General features: G+C 69.1%; 14 protein-coding genes and 1 tRNA gene. 9 read left to right on the top strand and 6 right to left on the bottom strand.

Annotation, left to right across the window (positions count from 1 at the left end):
• Positions 1–44 precede the first annotated feature (44 nt).
• Positions 45–1,796, top strand: a complete 1,752-nt coding sequence (locus N1032_RS17490) for an ABC-F family ATP-binding cassette domain-containing protein (protein WP_259540484.1) — start codon at positions 45–47, stop codon at positions 1,794–1,796.
• A 69-nt stretch (positions 1,797–1,865) separates the two neighbouring features.
• Here the strand turns inward: N1032_RS17490 and N1032_RS17485 are convergent, their stop codons facing one another.
• Complete coding sequence (locus N1032_RS17485) at positions 1,866–2,108, bottom strand: hypothetical protein (protein ID WP_259540483.1); 243 nt, start codon at positions 2,106–2,108, stop codon at positions 1,866–1,868.
• 280 nt (positions 2,109–2,388) lie between these two features.
• Here N1032_RS17485 and N1032_RS17480 point away from each other — a divergent pair, with 280 nt between their 5' ends.
• The 6 genes from N1032_RS17480 to N1032_RS17455 all read left to right on the top strand — a co-directional run bounded on the left by N1032_RS17480 (position 2,389) and on the right by N1032_RS17455 (position 6,425).
• Complete coding sequence (locus N1032_RS17480; RefSeq protein ID WP_259540482.1) at positions 2,389–2,775, top strand: VOC family protein; 387 nt, start codon at positions 2,389–2,391, stop codon at positions 2,773–2,775.
• 42 nt (positions 2,776–2,817) lie between these two features.
• Positions 2,818–3,876, top strand: a complete 1,059-nt coding sequence (locus N1032_RS17475; RefSeq protein ID WP_259540481.1) for an Rv2578c family radical SAM protein — start codon at positions 2,818–2,820, stop codon at positions 3,874–3,876.
• A gap of 235 nt (positions 3,877–4,111) precedes the next feature.
• On the top strand, positions 4,112–4,723 hold the full coding sequence (locus tag N1032_RS17470; protein ID WP_259540480.1) for a thymidine kinase: 612 nt from the start codon (positions 4,112–4,114) through the stop codon (positions 4,721–4,723).
• A 52-nt stretch (positions 4,724–4,775) separates the two neighbouring features.
• The gene (locus N1032_RS17465) at positions 4,776–5,225 is read left to right on the top strand and encodes a hypothetical protein (protein WP_259540479.1); all 450 of its coding nucleotides are present in this window, start codon (positions 4,776–4,778) and stop codon (positions 5,223–5,225) included.
• Between the two features lie 19 nt (positions 5,226–5,244).
• Positions 5,245–6,027, top strand: a complete 783-nt coding sequence (locus N1032_RS17460) for a hypothetical protein (RefSeq protein WP_259540478.1) — start codon at positions 5,245–5,247, stop codon at positions 6,025–6,027.
• 62 nt (positions 6,028–6,089) lie between these two features.
• Positions 6,090–6,425, top strand: coding sequence for a hypothetical protein (locus tag N1032_RS17455; protein WP_259540477.1), 336 nt, complete (start codon positions 6,090–6,092; stop codon positions 6,423–6,425).
• Between the two features lie 389 nt (positions 6,426–6,814).
• Here N1032_RS17455 and N1032_RS17450 read toward each other — a convergent pair.
• The 3 genes from N1032_RS17450 to N1032_RS17440 form a co-directional block, all read right to left on the bottom strand.
• A tRNA-Pro gene (locus N1032_RS17450) sits at positions 6,815–6,888 on the bottom strand.
• 119 nt (positions 6,889–7,007) lie between these two features.
• Complete coding sequence (locus N1032_RS17445) at positions 7,008–7,940, bottom strand: metallophosphoesterase (protein WP_259540476.1); 933 nt, start codon at positions 7,938–7,940, stop codon at positions 7,008–7,010.
• 2 nt (positions 7,941–7,942) lie between these two features.
• Complete coding sequence (locus tag N1032_RS17440; protein WP_259540475.1) at positions 7,943–10,390, bottom strand: transglycosylase domain-containing protein; 2,448 nt, start codon at positions 10,388–10,390, stop codon at positions 7,943–7,945.
• 110 nt (positions 10,391–10,500) lie between these two features.
• Here N1032_RS17440 and N1032_RS17435 point away from each other — a divergent pair, with 110 nt between their 5' ends.
• Complete coding sequence (locus N1032_RS17435; RefSeq protein WP_259540474.1) at positions 10,501–10,677, top strand: DUF4177 domain-containing protein; 177 nt, start codon at positions 10,501–10,503, stop codon at positions 10,675–10,677.
• A gap of 5 nt (positions 10,678–10,682) precedes the next feature.
• Positions 10,683–11,153, top strand: a complete 471-nt coding sequence (locus tag N1032_RS17430) for a RidA family protein (protein ID WP_259540473.1) — start codon at positions 10,683–10,685, stop codon at positions 11,151–11,153.
• Positions 11,154–11,194: 41 nt separating this feature from the next.
• Here N1032_RS17430 and acs read toward each other — a convergent pair whose 3' ends face one another.
• Positions 11,195–13,162 (bottom strand): acetate--CoA ligase, encoded by a 1,968-nt coding sequence (gene acs, locus N1032_RS17425; protein ID WP_259540472.1) that lies wholly within the window; start codon positions 13,160–13,162, stop codon positions 11,195–11,197.
• A gap of 330 nt (positions 13,163–13,492) precedes the next feature.
• Positions 13,493–17,506 (bottom strand): DUF3376 domain-containing protein, encoded by a 4,014-nt coding sequence (locus N1032_RS17420; protein WP_259540471.1) that lies wholly within the window; start codon positions 17,504–17,506, stop codon positions 13,493–13,495.
• Between the last annotated feature and the right edge of the window lie 121 nt (positions 17,507–17,627).

Here is a 17,627-nt window from a genome sequence, read left to right as displayed (position 1 = left end):
GCACCGCCCGGCGGGAGTTCTCACTCTCGAGAAGGGCGGCCCCCGTGGCCCCGAAGACGACATCCATCACTGCGCATGTTTCGCTCGCGCACTTCCGCGCCGAGGGCGTCTCGCGCTCCTACGGCGACCGCCGGGTGCTCACCGACGTGACGCTCGTGGTCGACGCCGCGGAGCGCGTCGGCGTGATCGGCGAGAACGGCGCCGGAAAGTCGACACTGCTGCGCCTGCTGGCGGGCGTGGAGAGCCCGGATGCCGGCACCGTGGTGCGCCCGGCATCTGTGGGTCTTCTGCGGCAGGAGTTGCCGTTCGCGCTGTCGCAGACGCTGCACGACGTGCTCGAGCACGCCATGGCGCCCGCGCGGGCCGCCGAGCGTGAACTCGAGGCGGCGGGGCTGGCGCTCGCCGAGGGCATCCCAGACGCGGAGTCGGGCTGCGCGGAGTCGGGCTGCGCGGAGTCACACGACGCGGAGTCGCGCTACGCGGCGGCGCACGACGCGGGGTCGCGCTACGCGGCGGCGCTGGAGCGGGCCGAGCGACTCGAGGTCTGGAGCATCGACGCGCGACGCGACGGCATCCTCGACGGGCTGGGGCTCCGCGGCATCCCGCTCGCCCGGCGCATCGACGAGATCAGCGGCGGTCAGCGCTCGCGGCTCGCGCTCGGCGCCCTGCTGCTCGAGGCGCCGAGCGCTCTGCTTCTCGACGAGCCCACCAACCACCTCGACGACCAGGCCGCCGAGTGGCTGCGCAGCACCCTGGTTGAGTGGCACGGCCCGGTGGTGTTCGCGAGCCACGACCGTGCCTTCCTCGACGAGGTGGCGACGGCGCTGGTCGACATCGATCCCGGGTCGAGCGACGGCGCCCGGCGCTACGGCGGCGGGTTCAGCGACTACCTCGCCGTGAAGGCGGCCGACCGCGACCGCTGGCAGCGCCGGCACGACGCCGAGCAACAGGAACTCGGCCGACTGCGCACGTCGGTCGACGTCACCAGCCGCCAGATCGCGCACGACCGCGCCCCACGCGACAACGAGAAGCTGAATCGCGATGCCACGGCCGGTCGCGTGCAGGGGCAGATCGCCCGGCGCGTGCGCAACGCCCGCGGGCGGCTCGACCAGCCGACCGGCGAGCAGGTGGCGAAGCCGCCCACGCCGCTCACGTTCGCGGGCATTCCGGGCGGGTCGCACCTGCTGCCCGACGAGGGTGTCATTCTCGCGGTCGACGACGGCCGGGTCGACGGCAGGCTCGCGCCGGTGTCGCTCGCGATCGAGGCGCGGTCGCGCGTGCTCGTCACGGGCCGGAACGGGGCGGGCAAGTCGACGCTGCTGGGGCTGCTGGCGGGAGCGAGCGGGGGCGCCCTCGAGCGGGAGGGGCACGCGGCATCCGTGGCCCGGCTCGACGGGGGAACGGTGCGCCGGCGCAAAGGCCTGCGCGTGGGGCTGCTCGCACAAGACGTGCGATTCACCGCCCCGGATGCCTCGCCGCGCGCGATCTACCGGGCCGCGGTGGGCGAGGGGCTGGCCGAGCGGGTGCCCCTCACGTCACTCGGACTGATCGCGCCGCGCGACATCGACCGCGCGGTGGGCGTGCTGTCGGTGGGGCAGCAGCGCCGGCTCGCGCTCGCGCTCATCGTCGCCCGGCCGCCGCACGTCTTTCTGCTCGACGAGCCGACCAACCATCTGTCGCTCGCTCTCGCCGAAGAGCTGGAAGACGCGTTCGGCGACTACCCGGGCGCTGTGGTCGTGGCGAGTCACGACCGATGGCTGCGCCGGCGCTGGACCGGACAGGTGCTGGCGCTCTGAGCGTGCTCGTCGCCCAAAGGCCGCACTCCACCAGCGCACCCACCCCAGGTGCGTCGCCGTGAGTCGGGATCAGACCGCTATGCGCAGAATCGGCCCGGTGACATCGGCAGGCGTGTAGCGCTCGATGGCGTCGTCGGGCGTCTCGTAGGGCCCCGACCACGCGAATCGATCATGCCGATGCGTGAGCTTCATGTGCCAGCCGTCTTTCAAGAGGTAGACGGTGGCGAGCGGGATGCTCGTCTCCGGATCCTCCCCGGCACGGCAGAGCGTAGCGATGGTGTCTGTCTTTCGATGGATCACTATCTCGTTCACAGCACTGAGATTATCCGGGTCACATGATCGTCGTGTTACGAGAAGAATAAGAATGTGCGCACGGTTGCTCTTCTCGCGCGGAATCTGTCAGCTCGACCGACGACAGCGGTCACGTCGACCGTGTAATGTGAGGCCAACGGGGACGTCGTGCGCGGGCCTGGTTCATGGCCGTAAGGGTAACGGCTCAACATGGCAGGTCCGTTGACGTCTCCTTGCGGGATGAGAGTATCGGGTCCTCTCATCCCGCTAAATCGTTAACGGGCGTGCTTGAATCGTCAGCGTGAAACTGAACCGGGTGCACCACATCGCCGTCATCGCCACCGACTACGACCGCTCGAAGGCCTTCTACCTCGACGTTCTGGGCTGTGAGCTGCTGAGCGAGGTCTACCGGGCCGAGCGCGACTCGTGGATGGGAGATCTCGCACTCAACGGGCAGTACCTGATCGAGCTGTTCTCGTTTCCCGACCCGCCGCTCCGGGCGAGCTGGCCCGAGGCCACCGGTCTTCGCCACCTGGCGTTCGAGGTCGATTCGGTGGCGGATGCGCGGGCCGAGTTGCTGAGCAAGGGCGTGCGCTGTGACGAGCTGCGCACCGACCCGCACACCGGCAAGGCCATGATGTTCTTCTTCGACCCCGACGGCCTGCCGCTCGAGCTCTATCAGGCCTGACGAGCGCTTGACCGACATTCGAAAGTATGTTCGAATGTCATCATGCGTTGGAACGGCCAGACCCTCGACTCCGAGACGCCCTCGACCCTGCCGGGTCTGGCGCGGCTGAACAATCTGGTGCGCTCGGTGCAGACCCCCGAGTTCGCCGGCATGACCTTTCACGAGGTGCTCGCCAAGAGCGCGTTGAACCACGTGTCGGGCGCCAGCACGATGATGCCGTTCGCGTGGACGATCAATCCCTACCGCGGCTGCTCGCACGCCTGCGTCTACTGTTTCGCCCGACCCACCCACACCTACCTCGAGCTCGACGCGGGCAAAGACTTCGACCAGCAGATCATCGTCAAGGTGAACGTGGGCGAGGTGCTCGAGCGCGAGGTGGCCAAGAAGTCGTGGCAGCACCCGTCGGTGGCGCTCGGCACCAACACCGACCCCTATCAGCGGGCCGAGGGGCGCTACGCGCTGATGCCGTCGATCATCCGTGCGCTCGCCGGGTCGGGCACCCCCTTCTCCATTCTCACCAAGGGTTCGCTGATGCGCCGCGATCTCGATCTCATCGCCGAGGCCTCGCAGGTGGTGCCGGTGAGCCTGGCCATGTCGATCGCGGTCTACGACGACGAGTTGCAGCAGTCGATCGAGCCGGGCACGCCCACCACCAAGGCCCGGCTCGCGACGGTGACCGCCGTGCGCGAGAAGGGGCTCGACTGCCAGGTCTTCCTGATGCCGATTCTGCCCTTCCTCACCGACACCACCGAGCACCTCGATCACGCGCTGGGCCTGGCCGCAGCCGCGGGGGCGTCGAGCGTGGTCTATTCCGCCCTGCACCTGAAGCCGGGAGTGAAGCAGTGGTTCATGGCCTGGCTCAGCCGCGAGCATCCGCAGCTCGTGTCGGCCTACGCGCGCCTCTATGCCAAGGGCACCTACGCGCCGGTCGAATACCGCGAGTGGCTCGCCGCTCGCATGAAGCCGATCGTGCGCAAGCACGGGCTCAACCGAGGCCGGCCGTCGGGTGTCACCGGGGGAGTGGCGCCTCCTGGGCGGGCCGACACGCTCGCGGTGCCGAGCTTCGGGCCGGTCGGCGACTCGCAGCCGATGCTCTTCTGAGGGCGCCCGATCGCGAGCGGCTGCCTCGACAAAAAGGTGGCCGGCCGCCTGCGGATGGGGAACCGGGCGGCCGGCCACACGACCGGGCGCGAGGATGGGGAGTCGGCACGCCACGGTCTGCAATTCGGGTGAACTGATGAGTCAATGGTGCGCTCCGAATGTGTGAATATCCCGCACATTCGCGGGCAATTCACTCCACGGCCGTCGCCGATCTCGAGAGGCATAAGGTTGTCGCGTGGCGAAACTGTATTTCCGGTATGGAGCGATGAACAGCGGCAAGAGCACCTCGATGCTGCAGGCCGCCTACAACTATGAGGAGCGCGGCCAGCAGGTGCTGATCGCGAAGCCCGCCATCGACACGAAGGGCGACCTGCAGATCGTCTCGCGCCTCGGCGTCACCCGCGACGTCGACTTTCTCATCGCCCCCGACACCGACGTGCGGCAGGAGTTCGCCGATCGCCGCGATCAGGTGGTGCTCGACACGGGCGTCGACGTCAGTTGCCTGTTGATCGACGAAGCGCAGTTCCTGACGCCCGAGCAGGTCGACGACGTCTTGCGCATCGCCATCATGGACGGCGTGCCGGTGATTGCCTACGGCATCCGGAGCGACTTTCAGACGGCGGGCTTTCCGGGCAGCATCCGGTTGCTCGAGGTGGCTCACAGCCTCGAAGAACTGAAGACCATCTGCCGCTGCGGGCGCAAGGCCATCTTCAACGCCCGCAAGATCGGCGACCGCTACGTGTTCGACGGCGCGCAGGTCGCGATCGACGGCGAAGACGTGACTTACGAGTCGCTTTGCGGGGCCTGTTATCTCGAAGAATCCCACGGTGTGCTCAGCCGTTCCTGAGTGCCGCGGATGCTACGCTCAGCGCGTCAGATCTGAACACCAGGGGGCATAGATGCAACACTCCACGACTCGGGTTCTCTCGGTCTTCGCCATCGTGGGCGCGGCCGTTCTCGGACTCACGGCCTGCTCGTCGGGCTCCGGCGCCGACTCGGGCTCGGGCGGCTCGACGACCACCAGCCCGAGTGCCACGAGCGAGCCCTCGAACTCGGCGCTGCCGCCCGTGATCGTCGAGCTCAGCGACATCGACGGCACGACCGTCGAGGTTCCGCTCGACAACGTCGTCGACCTCGTGGTGGCCGACGGCGACGACGTGATGGCGTGGACGGCGAAGCTCTCCGACGAGTCGGTGGCCGAGTTCATCCCCGGCAAAGACGACGGCAGCGCTCAGTTCAACCCGGGCATCAAGCCGCTGGCCGAAGGCACCACCGACGTCGTGATGTCGAACCCGACCACCGACGCGAGCGTGTCGTTCACCGTCACGGTCACCGCCGCGGCGAAGTAGCGTTCCGGTCGACCAGCCGGTGACGCATCCCGACGTGACCGGGCAGCCCGCCGGCGGCGCGGCCGCGGGCGAGGCCCCGTTGAATCCCGTGCCCGGAGAGCACCCCGCGGCGCCCCGCGCCCGGCGCGACCCCGTGATCGATCGGGTCGCCGCGCGGGTGGAAGGGCGGCATCCGGACTGGGTGGTCGACCACGCCTTCGCGGTCGGCTGGATCTGGTTCGTGGCCTGGGCGCTGCTGCTCGTGCCGGCCGATCTGTTCGACTGGCACATCCTGATCTGGGTCGGCATCAGCGTGGTAGCCGGGCTGCCGACGATCGTGGCCGGTGCGATCTGCCTGTGGCGCACACCCGAGTCGCACCTCGCGCGCGAACCGTCGGTGCTGGGGCACTTTCTCACGCGCTTCTTCGCCGTCGTGTTCGGCTTCGGCGTGTGGACGCTGTCGGTGGTCGTGAGCACCGTGCTCGCGCTGGTGCTGCCGACGCTCGACGACGACAGCGACTCGCGGGCGATCAACGACGGGCTCTACCTGCTCGGTGCATCCGTGCCCCTCGTGGCATCGCTGTTGCTCGTGATTCTCACGGTGCGCTGCTCCTACTTCCTGCTTCGACTGCGCGGTGTGGCCCGGCGGCCGCGTCACACCCGGATGCCGCACAGCTTCTTGAGCGAGAGCCCGCGCTCGCACCGGCTCATCGTGGGTCTCGCCAACCCCCTGCTGCTGCTCGCCGGCGGCGGGCTCACCTCGGTGATCGTCGTGGCCGGCACGGTGTTCGACATCACCCTGCGACTCGTCACCCAGGTGTGATCGCTCGCTACCAGTGCGCCGGCGGGGTTGCTGCCCATGGGCGCCGGGGGCAGGGTTGACACATGAAGAGTGTCACATATGCAGGATTGACGTTCGCCACGGCTGACGCCATCGCCGACGCTCTGCTGCAGCTCGCGGCTGCGCTCGGCCAGAACGAGAAGGCCGAGACCGTCGAGATCCCGGTGATCGAAGAAGACGGGCGCCCGAACTCCGTGCAGCTCGTGATCGGCCCGGCGAGCCAGTTCATCAGCCGGCACATCGACTCGCCCTACGACGACCCGCAAGACGTGAAGCTCGTCGACGACCTCGTGAAGCGCACCCGGCTGCTCGACCTGCCCCGGGCATCGGCTGTGACGGCCGCGGAGTTCGACCGGTTCGACTTCGACACTCCGTCGTAGGGCACCCGTCAGATCGACCGTTCAGATCGACCCGTCAGATCGACCGTTCAGATCGTCCCGTCGAGGGCTGAGGGCGCGGTCAGTGCACGCGGTCGCGGAGGGTGATCGACCGGCCGACGATGACAGCGACCGCGGTGGCACCGGCGAGCCACACCGCGGCGACCGCGGCGGCTATGGCGATGAACTCCATGGTGACCTCCTGACGCGCGGGGTGCGCGTTCTGAGAAGAGAGTAGGCCTCGCATCCTGCGACGGCCCTGCAGAATCGCCGCGTTGCGGCTGAACGTCGCCCGCGAAAAGGGGGTGCATTCCGCGCCGCTCGCACGTGACATGAAGAAAGCCGGCCGGAGATCATCTCTCCGGCCGGCTTCTCGTTGTGTTACCTGTGTGTCGGGGTAGCGGGATTCGAACCCACGACCTCCTCGTCCCGAACGAGGCGCGCTACCAAGCTGCGCCACACCCCGATTGGTGGACACGTTTCCGTGTTCGACGCCTCAACAAGGATAGCCGAAATTCTCACCGCGCTCGACCGCGCCCGTGGCCACGAGCTCGCGATCGCGGTCGCCGGGCTCGAACCCAGACGTCAGGACTTGGCGGTGAGCGTCAGCAGCGTGGCCTCGGGCCGGCAGGCGAACCGGAACGGGGCGTAGATCGAGGTGCCGAGGCCGGCCGACACGTTGAGGTAGGCGGAGTGGAAGCCGTGGCGCCAGAGGCTCAGACCCTTGACCTGCTTGCGCGGGATGTCGCAGTTGGTGACGACGGCGCCGTAGCCCGGCACGCAGACCTGGCCGCCGTGGGTGTGTCCGGCGAAGATGACCTCGGCCCCATGGGTGACGAACGAGTTCAGCACGTATTGATAGGGAGCGTGCGCGACGCCGATGGTGACCCGGGGGCCCCGCTCGTCTTCTTCGCGCAGCTCGTCGAGGGCGCCCGGGATGCGCTCCAGCCGGTCGAAATGCCGGTGCGGGTCGTCGACCCCGAAGAAGTCGATGATGGTGTCGTTGACGACGGTGGTGACCGCGCGGTTGTTGAGGTTCTTCCAGCCGAGCGAGTCGAAGTAGGCCTCGAGGGCCGCGGTGTCGAGTCGCTCGGTGCGGCCAGGCGACTTCGACGGACCCATGAAGTAGCGCAGCGGATTCTTGAACGACGGGCCGAAGTAGTCGTTCGAACCGTTGACGTAGACGCCGGGCACGCCGTTGAACACGTCGAGGGCGGCCTTGATGCCGTCGAGCCCGTCGCGGTGGCCCAAGTTGTCGCCCGTGTCGACGATCAGGTGCGGGTCGAGGCGGGCCAGGCCGCGCACCCACGCCTGCTTGTCTTTCTGCCAGGGCGCCATGTGCAGGTCGGAGAGGTGCAGCACCCGGATGTCGGCGGAGCCCGCCGGCAGCACGTCGATCGTCGCCGTGCGGAGCGTGTAGAGCTTGCGCTCGACGAAGGTGCCGTAGGCGAACGCCGAGGCGCCGGCCACCGCGAGCACTCCGAGTGCTGTCGCGGTGGCCCGCGTCGTGGCGGCCACTCCTAGCCTGCCTTCGTGGTGACCCTGAGCTTGTCGGTGCCCGCACGGATCGGCGCGCCGGCCGCCGGGTTCGACGAGGTCACCTTGGCGTTGCCGCCCGACGGGCCGTCGATGACGATCTGGCTGGCATCGATTCCGGCTCCAGTGATGGCCTTCTTCGCGTCATCCGGGCTCAGGCCCACCAGGTTCGGCACCGTGCGCAGCTGGCCGTTCGAGGTGTAGACCGTGATGGTCGACCCCTTCGACGCGGTGCCCGTGGGCGAACTGCTGTCGACCGTGTTCGCCGGCTGCGTGGAGTCGATCACTCCGCCGTCTTGGAAGTCGAACCCTGCCGTGGTGAGCGCGGCCTTCGCCTGGTCGATCGTCATGCCGGCGAGGCTCGGAATCTGCACCTGCACGCCGTTGACGAGCGTGCCGCTGGCGGTGGGGAACGCGTCTCCGCCGTATTTGCCGTCGGCATCGGTCATGTACTGCTTCCAGACGTAATGACGCACGTTACCGCCCGAGTTGCCGGCGATCGAGGTGTTGCGGATCGAGACCGTGCCCACCACGTTGCCCACCCAGACCGCGGTGGCGAGCTTGGTGCTCGCGCCCACGAACCAGGTGTCTTTCTCGGAGTCGGTGGTGCCCGTCTTGCCGAAGTGCGGGATGCCGTCGTTGGGGTTCGACGCCCCCGCGGTGCCGCCGCCGGCCAGCACGCCCTGAAGGGCGGTGGTCATCGCTGCGGCGATCGTGGGATCGACGGCCTGGGAACAAGTCGACTGCGGCACCGGGAGCTCGTTGCCCTGGTTGTCGAGGATCTTCTCGATGGCGATGGGGGAGCAGTAGGTGCCCTGGTTGGCGACCGCGGCGAAGGCGGCGGCCATGGTGAGCGGCGCGATCTCGTTGGTGCCGAGCACGTCGGCCGGGTTCTCGCCCAGCGGGCCACCGTCGGCGCGGTGCACACCGAAGGCCTCGGCTGTCTTGCGGATCTCGCACTGGTCGAGCTTCTGCGCCATGCGCAGGAAGGCGAGGTTGACCGACTGCGCGGTGGCCTGCATCACGGTGACGTTGCCGGGGTTCGCGCCACCGTCGTTCTTCACCGAGTAGGTGCCGCCGTTGCCGCCGGTGCAGCTGTCTTGGAACTGTGCCAGGTTGAGCGTGCCGGCGTTGCCGTTGATGACGTCGCCCAGCGAGTGGCCGGTCTTCAGCCACTCGGCGAGGGTGAAGATCTTGTAGGTCGAACCCACCTGGAAGCCGGTCGATCCGCCGTATTCGTAGTCGGTGCCGTAGTTGATGGCCGAGGCGCCGGCGTTGGTGGCGGTGACTTCGGGATCGTCGCTGAAGTCTTTGTTCTGCACCATCGCGAGCACCTTTCCGGTGCCGGGCTGAACCGTGACGAGTGAGGCGCCGAGGTCGAAGTCGTAGCTCTTCGGAACGTAGTTGTTCATGGCCGACATCGCCGCGTTCTGCAGGTCGAAGTCGAGCGTCGTGTAGATCTGGTAGCCGCCGGTCTTGAAGTTCGTCCACCGCGTCTCTTCGTCGGCGCCGAAGGCGGGGTCGTTCTTCACGATGTGGGTGACGTAGTCGCAGAAGAAGCCGGCCGCGATGGGGTTGGCCGTCTGGCATCCGGTCGAGGGCTGCACCAGGTTGGGCGTCACCGGCGTGGCGATGGCCTCGTCGTATTGGGCCTGGGTGATCTTGTGCTCTTTGAGCATCGCGGGCAGCACGTCTTTGTCGCGACGCGCCTGGTTGTCGGGAATGTTCTCGGCTTCGTCGATGCGGAGGCCGTTGGGCTCGTTGACCGTGGCCACCAGGCTCGCGGCCTGGGCCACCGTGAGGTCGGAGGCGTTCACACCGAAGTAGTACTGCGCCGCCGACTGGATGCCGTAGACCCGGCCGCCGAACGGAGCGATGTTGAGGTAGCCGAGCAGGATGTCGTCTTTCGAGAACTCCTTCTCGAGGCCGATGGCGAGCTTGATCTCTTTGAGCTTGCGGTCGGGCGAGGTGCGGGTGGCCTCTTCGTAGGCCGCGTCGCGCTCGGCCGGGTCTTGGATGGCCTCGGCCTTCTGCACCAGGATGTTGCGCACGTACTGCATCGAGATGGTCGACGCACCACTGGCCGACGTGCCGGCGGCGTTGCCGACCGCGGCGCGCAGGGTCGACGCGATGTCGACGCCGCCGTGCGTGTAGAAACGGGGGTCTTCGGTGGCGATGACCGCGTCTTTGACGAACGGGGAGATCTGGTCCCACCCGACCTCTTCGCGGTTCTGCTCGAACACCGACGCCAGCAGCACGGGCGAGCCGTCGCTCTTCGTGGCGTAGATGTTGGTCTTCTCGGCGAGCGCGTCGGGCTTGATGTAACTCGGCAGGTTCTCGAACATGCCGATGGAGTTGTTGGCGGCTATACCGGTGACCGCGAGGGCAGGCGTGACCATGGCTGTGACGAGGATGCCCGCGATTGCGCTCATACCTATGATGCCCAGAATGGCCCCGACCACACCGCTAGCCGTGGCTTTCGGGGCAGACATAGGATCAAGGGTAAGCGACAAACCTTTAAAAAGCCGAGAAAGGGGTGCCCGTGCCCGCCTGGGAATACGTGACGACACCACTGATGATCCACAACACCGCAGCCATCCTCAACACCTGGGGGTCGGATGGGTGGGAGCTCGTTCAGATCGTCACCGGCCCGGAAGGCGGCCTCGTGGCCTACCTGAAGCGCCCGGTCGCCTCGACCGCCGCCGGAACGGGAGCGTGACGCCCGTGTCGCAGATCACTGCCCGCCTCAGCGACCTGGGAATCACCCTGCCGACCGTGTCGGCTCCCGCCGGCGCCTACATCCCGGCCACCGTGACGGGCAATCTCGTCTTCACCGCCGGGCAACTGCCGTTCGTCGGCGGCGCGCTCTCGCGCACCGGCAAGGTCGGTGAGGCCCCCGGCCTCGTCACCCCGTCGGAGGCCAAGGAGTTCGCTCAGCTCGCCGCCCTCAACGGCCTCGCCGCCGTGCAGAGCGTGCTCGGCTCGCTCGACCGCATCACCCGCATCGTGAAGATCACCGGTTTCGTGGCATCCGACCCGTCGTTCACCGGCCAGCCCGGCGTGATCAACGGCGCCTCGGAATTCTTGGTCGACCTGTTCGGCGACCGCGGCGTGCACGCGCGCTCGGCCGTCGGCGTCGCCGTGCTGCCGCTCGACTCGCCGGTGGAAGTCGAGCTCATCGTCGAATTCGCCTGAGCGGCGCCCCTTCTTGTGGGCGCCGCACCTCCGGGGCGGCGTCAGCGCATCGACTTCGAGATGGTCTGCATGACCATGGTGTCGGCGAGGGTGGTGGTGTCGCCGATCTCGCGGCCCTCGGCGACGTCGCGCAACAGGCGCCGCATGATCTTGCCCGAGCGGGTCTTCGGCAGCTCTGCGACGATGAAGATCTGACGTGGCCGGGCGATGGCGCCGATCTGGGCGGCGACGTGCGCCCGCAACACGTTCGCGGCGTCTTCGTGAGCCGCGGCATCCGCTTGGCTGGCGCGCGTGATGACGAAGGCGACGACCGCCTGCCCTGTGGTCTCGTCGCTCGCGCCCACCACGGCCGCCTCGGCGACCATCGGATGCGACACCAGGCTCGACTCGATCTCAGCGGTGCTGAGGCGATGGCCTGACACGTTCATGACGTCGTCGACTCGGCCCATCAGCCAGATGTCGCCGTCTTTGTCGTAGCGGGCGCCGTCGCCGGCGAAGTAGGTCGTGGGTCCGAACTTCGACCAGTAGGTCTCGACGAAACGCTCGTCGTCGCCCCAGATGCCGCGCAGCATGCTCGGCCAGGGCTGGGTGACCACGAGCAGGCCGCCCTGGTCGGGCTCGGTGGTGCGGAAGCGTTCGTCGACGATGTCGATCGAGACTCCGGGCACGGGCACCTGGGCGCTGCCGGGTTTCAGCGTGGTGACACCCGGCATGGCCGAGATCATGATGGCGCCGGTCTCGGTCTGCCACCAGGTGTCGACGACCGGGGTGGTGCCGCCGCCGATCACGTCGCGGTACCAGACCCAGGCCTCGGGGTTGATGGGTTCGCCCACGCTGCCGAGCAGGCGCAGGCTCGACAGGTCGAACTGCTGCGGAATCTGGCGGCCGAGCTTCATGAACGTGCGGATGGCGGTGGGCGCCGCATAGAGGATGCTCACCTTGTATTTCTGGATGATCTCCCACCAGCGGCCGGGGTGCGGCGTGTCGGGGGTGCCCTCGTAGATGACCTCGGTGGCCCCGTTCGCGAGCGGGCCGTAGACGACGTAGGAGTGGCCGGTGATCCAGCCGACGTCGGCGGTCGACCAGTAGACATCCGTCTCGGGCTTGAGGTCGAAGACGTTCTTGTGCGTGTAGGCCACCTGGGTGAGATAGCCGCCGCTGGTGTGCAGGATGCCCTTGGGCTTGCCGGTGGTGCCGGAGGTGTAGAGGATGAACAGCGGGTTCTCGGCCGGGAACGGCTTCGCCACGTGCTCGGCGTCGACCTGCGCGATCTCGTCGTGCCACCACAGGTCGCGGCCGTGCTGCCAGTCGACGTCGCCCTTCGTGCGTTCGACCACCAGCACGTTCTTCACGGTGCTGGGGTTGCCGTCGGCGTCGTTCTCGAGGGCCTTGTCGACAGTGGGCTTCAGCGGGAAGGCCTTGCCCTTGCGGTAGCCGCCGTCGGCGGTGATGACGAGCACGGCTTCGGCGTCGTCGATGCGGGAGCGCAGGCTCTCGGCGCTGAACCCGCCGAACACCACGGAGTGCACGGCGCCGATGCGCGCCACCGCGAGCATGGCGATGACGGCCTCGGGAATGAGGGGGAGGTAGATGGCGACGCGGTCGCCCTGCTTCACGCCGAGGGCGGTGAGCAGGTTCGCCGCCTTCTTGACCTCGGCGGTCAGCTCGGCGTAGGTGAAGGACTTGTCGTCGCCCGGCTCGCCCTCCCAGTGCAGCGCGATGCGGTCGCCGTTGCCGGCCTCGACGTGGCGGTCGAGGCAGTTGTAGGCCACGTTGAGTTCGCCGTCGTCGAACCACTTCGCGAACGGCGGGTTCGACCAGTCGAGGGTCTGCGTGAAGGGCTTGTGCCAATGCAGCAGCGTCTTCGCCTGATCGGCCCAGAAGCCTTCGCGGTCGGCGCGGGCGGCGTCGTAGAGCTCGCGCGTGGCGACGGCCTGCTCGGCGAATTCGTCACTCGGCGGAAAGCGCCGGGTCTCGTGCAGGAGGTTGTCGATGTTGTTGACGGTCATGCTGAGAGATCGCTCCTTCGCGAGGCACAGAACCTGGGCAGAGGGCGTCTGGATCGGCGCCCGGCTGCGGACGATTACGACGATACTGCACGAGTGCCGGAGCGTGGTTGCATGCGGTTGCAGAGGCTGTCGGCGGCATCCGGAGGCCGTTTGCTGATGGTGGGCTGCAGATCGCTGAGAATTCGCTGGAGTGGTTTGCAGCCATGTTTCCAGCGCGTAAACTTGCCACTACCAAACCTCGTGTTTGGATGCAGCGCAATAGCGATTCCCCCCAATCCAGCGTTGCTGCGGCGGCACCCTTCCCCCCATTGGGTGCCGCCCCTTTATTTTTTAACGGCTGCCTGTGAGGGCATCGTCGAGCGGGCGGTCATCGACGCCAGCGGCATCGCTCGAGGCTCGTTCACTCAGCCACCAGAGCGTGTGCGCACCGAGGAACCAGGCGAGCAGACCGGCCGCTGCCGGCTGCGCCAGGATGACGGTGCCCGAAAACGACACCATGATGAGCCAGGCGGCCAGTCCGGACACGGCGGCGGTGGCGAGCAGCACGGCCAGCCAGCGCAGGATGCCGCCGTAGGGCGGGCGCGAGGTGGCGGGAGGCGCGGCGCGGGGTTGGGCGGGTGGCTGGGTCTCGTCGTCCGGTGCGTCGGGCCGGGTGTTCTCGTCGGGCGCGTCGGGCTGTGTGTTTTCGCCTGGCTTGGGAGCCGGGAGCCAGCCATGCGTGAGCGTGAACGCCGCGATCAGGCCGACTGCGGCGACGAGGGCGGGCACGAGTGCGTCGCGGGGCCACGCTGCGGTGGCGACGGCGATGGGCTGAGACAGGATGATGACGATCACCGGGGCGATGCCGGCGAGCAGCCAGCGCAGGGCCGATCCGTCGGGGCGGGGGGTGCCGAACTGCCGGCTGGCGCGGCGGGCCGTGATGATCGCGGCCACGGTGATGCCGGCCAGGCACCAGGTGCCCACCTGGGCGCCGCCCTCGACGACGGTCAGAACGATCGCCACGAGCAGGGCGCCGGCGCCGATCGACCACGAGGTCCAGGCCACGCGACGGGCGCGCGCTCCGCGCTGGGTGAGGGCCGAGAGCAGGGTGCGGCCGAGGTCGTCGAGCGGGGCGCTCGCTGCGGCCGCGACATCCGCTCGTCGTCGGTCGGCCCGGCGGAGGGCCAGTGCGGCGCGCACGAGAGCGAACACGAGTGCGGCGGCGACGAGGGCGAGGCTGACGACGCCGAGCCAGAATCCGGGATCGGGGTAGGGCGCGAGGGTCGGATGCCCCGACGCGACGATCGCGATGACCGCGGCGAAGACGAGCGCGAGGAACACCGCGCGGATGGGCACCACCACGAACGGCACGTTCACGAGCAGGGGCGGCAGGAGGCCGTAGATGGCGAGGCGGCCGGCGGTTCCGCGACCGGTGGCGGCGGCGCGGAGCGCGATGCGGGAGGCACGCGACGCGACGGCGACGAGGTAGTCGGCGCGCAGGTTGCGCAAGCTGTGGGCTCCGGAGGTCATGCGGGCCGCGGAGTCGGCGGGCGGGGGGAGCGGCGATGGGTCGGTGGCTTGGGGCGGGTCGGCGGTGGCGGCAGCAGCGGTGGCGGTGGTGGCGGTGGTGGCGTCGGTGTCTGCGGCGACGGCAGGAGCGGCGGCCGTGGCGTCGGTGTCTGCCGCGACGGCGGAGGCGCTGGGTGCTGCGCCGGGGTCGGCGGCGGAGGCGCTGGGTGCTGCGCCAGGGTCGGCGGCGGGCGGCGGCGCGAGGGTGGTGGCTGGGGCGACCACGGTGACGGGGGCGGTGGGGGTCGGTTCGGCGGGTTTGGCGTGGGCGCGGAGGGGAGCCTCGGCGACGGAGTCGGGCTTGTCGAAGGGGCGCAGGTCGTCGGCGGCGAGGCAGGCCTGCGTGAGGATCGACTGTTGCGCCGCGCGTGCCGCCTCCTTCACTTCGGCGGGGTCGACGTCGCCGAGGTCGCCGAGGATGCGCAGGAGTCCGGCGGCTGCATCCAGGTGCCCCCACCACCAGTCGTTGGTGCGCCACCGCGTCGAGAAGAAGGCGCCGAAGCTCCACAGCGTGGTGCCGGCGAGCTTGGTCAAGGGCGCGAGGCGGCGATGGCCGAGCGCTTCGGCCGCGCGGGCCGCGTCGAACTCGGTGCGAGCAGCCGCGAGGGCGTCGTCGTCGAGCGACATCCATTTCTCGGCGAGTTCTGAGGCCTGGGCGAGTTGCAGGGCGGTGAACTCCGCGTCGAGACCCCCGGGTTCGTTCGCCGAGATCACGTCGAAACGCAGCGTGGAGCCCGGGCTCGGAATGCCGATGACCGACGTGAACGGAGCGAGATCGACGGCGTCGACCCCTGCATCAGAGTCGGTGAGGGTGGCGAAGCGGGTCCACGGCACGTCTTCGGTCAGCTCCGCCGCCTCGTCGCCGTCGAGGCCGGCCGCGAGCTGCTTGATGAGCGCGATGGCGTCGTCGATCGCCGCCCAGTGCGCGTCGTCGATTCGCGTGAGGTTGCCGTCGACCCAGCCCGACACCACCTTCTCGGCGTCGGCCGACTCCATCGCGCTCACGAGGGCGGCTTGCAACGCGAGGTCGCGACCCGCGCGAGCGGCGGCCGAGACGTCGTTGATGAGTCGGCGGGCCGCGATGCGCCTCTCCTCGTCGTCGGGCGAGAACCAGCGGTGCTGGTCGAACACGATGGTCTCGATTTCGCGCAACCACGCCAGGGCCGAGGCCGCCGCGTCGAGCACGGCCTGGGGCCCGCGCACGATGGCCTCGGCCACGAACGCGCGCAGCCCACCCGCGGGAACGGCCATGCGGTCGGAGTCGGGCCAGCTCTGCGCGTAGTCGCCGAAGATGCGCGACTCGAGGGCCACGATGAGTTCGCGCGGCGCGGCCGGCACCGCGGTGCGTGTGGGCAGGTCGGTGCCGAGCTGCCACAGGGCCGGGTCGGTGAGGGTGTCGCTCAGCAGCGACAGGTCGGCGGTTTCGCGGTAGCGGATGTAGGCAGCTCGGCCGTCGTCGCGCTCGTAGGCCACGCCGAGCGAGGCGAGCGACTCGCGCCGGCCCTGCCAGAGGTAGCGCTCCCGCCGGAACCGCTCGACCTGATCGATCTCGGCATCGCCCGACTCACGGATGCCGCGCAGCCCGAGCCCGTTGCGGATGTTGTCGATCATGCGCGCGATGTGCGGCGACCGCACCTCGACCGACGGCGGCACCGCCGTCGAGGGCGTGGGGTCGCGCGGCACCGACGTCGCCGGGTCGGGCTCGAGATAGAGGATGGCGCGCGACACGAAGTCCTCCGCGGGCATCTCGCGCACCGCACGAAGGGCCCGGTCGATCGGCACGTTGTCGGCCACACCCCCGTCGATCGCGCGGAACGGGCGAAGACGGCCGACCTCCACATCGGCGGCATCCGTGTGCGGGCGGTGGTGGCTGAAGGCGAAGTCGAAGTCGATGTGCTCGGTAGGGGGCTCGGGCCGCGGCTCGTCGCCGACCGGACGGCTCAGGATGCGCGCCGGCTCGAACGCCCCCGGGAACGACGACGTGGTGCGTGCGGCGTAAGAGAGGCGGCGGAACGCGGCCGGGTCGTCGGGGCCGTTCGGGCCCGACGGGATGTCGCGGCCGGAGGGAGCGGGCAGGGCGCCGGTGACGCCGGCCTCTCGTGAACTGGAGCGCCGGCCGGTGAAGCGGAAGTGCGCCCGGCCTTCCTGAAACCCCCATTGCGCCGACGAGTCGGCATCGACGATCGTGCCCGACAGCTCGACCGACACCGCGCGCGCCTGGTGATCGTCGGAGGCCGGTGAGCCGTGCAGTTCCGAGATCGCGTGCTCGACCTGCTTCGCGAAGAACTGGTCGCCGTCGAGCACCGAGGTGTAGCCGCGTGCCCACGGCTTTCGCAGCAGATTCCAGACGGCTCCGGCGTCGAGCCAGGTGTGCAGCACGGTGTCGAACGCGACGCCCGCGCGCTGCGACACCCCGAAGAGCACGGCGTTCAGGCCGCCGGCGCTGGCTCCGGCGAGCACGTCGAACTCGACCTGGTCGTAGCGGGCCTGAATGAGCAGGTCGGCGTAGATGCGGGCGCGCTCGAGCACCGCGGCGGGCTCGTCGACGCCGACGCGCACGAGAAAAGGGCGCGGCTGCTCCGGCGTGCCCAGCACGCGGATGCGGCGCAGCAGGTCGAGCTCGGCGACGGCGCCGCCGATCCAGACAGCGAGGCTGATGCCGCCCTTCATCGCGAGGGCGACCCGCAGGGAGCGGTTGAACGCGGGCACGCGGTCGGCGGATGCCGGGCCGTCAGTGGTTTCGGGGCGCTCGCCCACGTCGCCCAGCGGGATGAGTGCCTCGGTGCTCTCTTGCATGCCGAACCTCTGCAAGGTGAGGGAGCGGCTGCCCGGCTCCGCGTCGGCGCGGTCTCTCCGTGGTGGGGTGGAGCAATATTCACAAACAGTAGCGGGCGTCTCGTTCGGGCGACAGGGTTCT

It is taken from the genome of Herbiconiux daphne, from assembly GCF_024979295.1.
Lineage (GTDB): Bacteria > Actinomycetota > Actinomycetes > Actinomycetales > Microbacteriaceae > Herbiconiux > Herbiconiux daphnes.
This window is presented reverse-complemented; position numbering and strand designations above follow the sequence as displayed.

What these genes read in the sequence shown, in the direction of transcription:
- N1032_RS17475 (WP_259540481.1), top strand. Translation starts at nt 2,818, where the DNA reads ATGCGTTGGAACGGCCAGACCCTCGACTCCGAGACGCCCTCGACCCTG.
- N1032_RS17465 (WP_259540479.1), top strand. Translation starts at nt 4,776, where the DNA reads ATGCAACACTCCACGACTCGGGTTCTCTCGGTCTTCGCCATCGTGGGC.
- N1032_RS17455 (WP_259540477.1), top strand. Translation starts at nt 6,090, where the DNA reads ATGAAGAGTGTCACATATGCAGGATTGACGTTCGCCACGGCTGACGCC.
- N1032_RS17440 (WP_259540475.1), bottom strand. Translation starts at nt 10,390, where the DNA reads ATGAGCGCAATCGCGGGCATCCTCGTCACAGCCATGGTCACGCCTGCC.
- acs (WP_259540472.1), bottom strand. Translation starts at nt 13,162, where the DNA reads ATGACCGTCAACAACATCGACAACCTCCTGCACGAGACCCGGCGCTTT.
- N1032_RS17420 (WP_259540471.1), bottom strand. Translation starts at nt 17,506, where the DNA reads ATGCAAGAGAGCACCGAGGCACTCATCCCGCTGGGCGACGTGGGCGAG.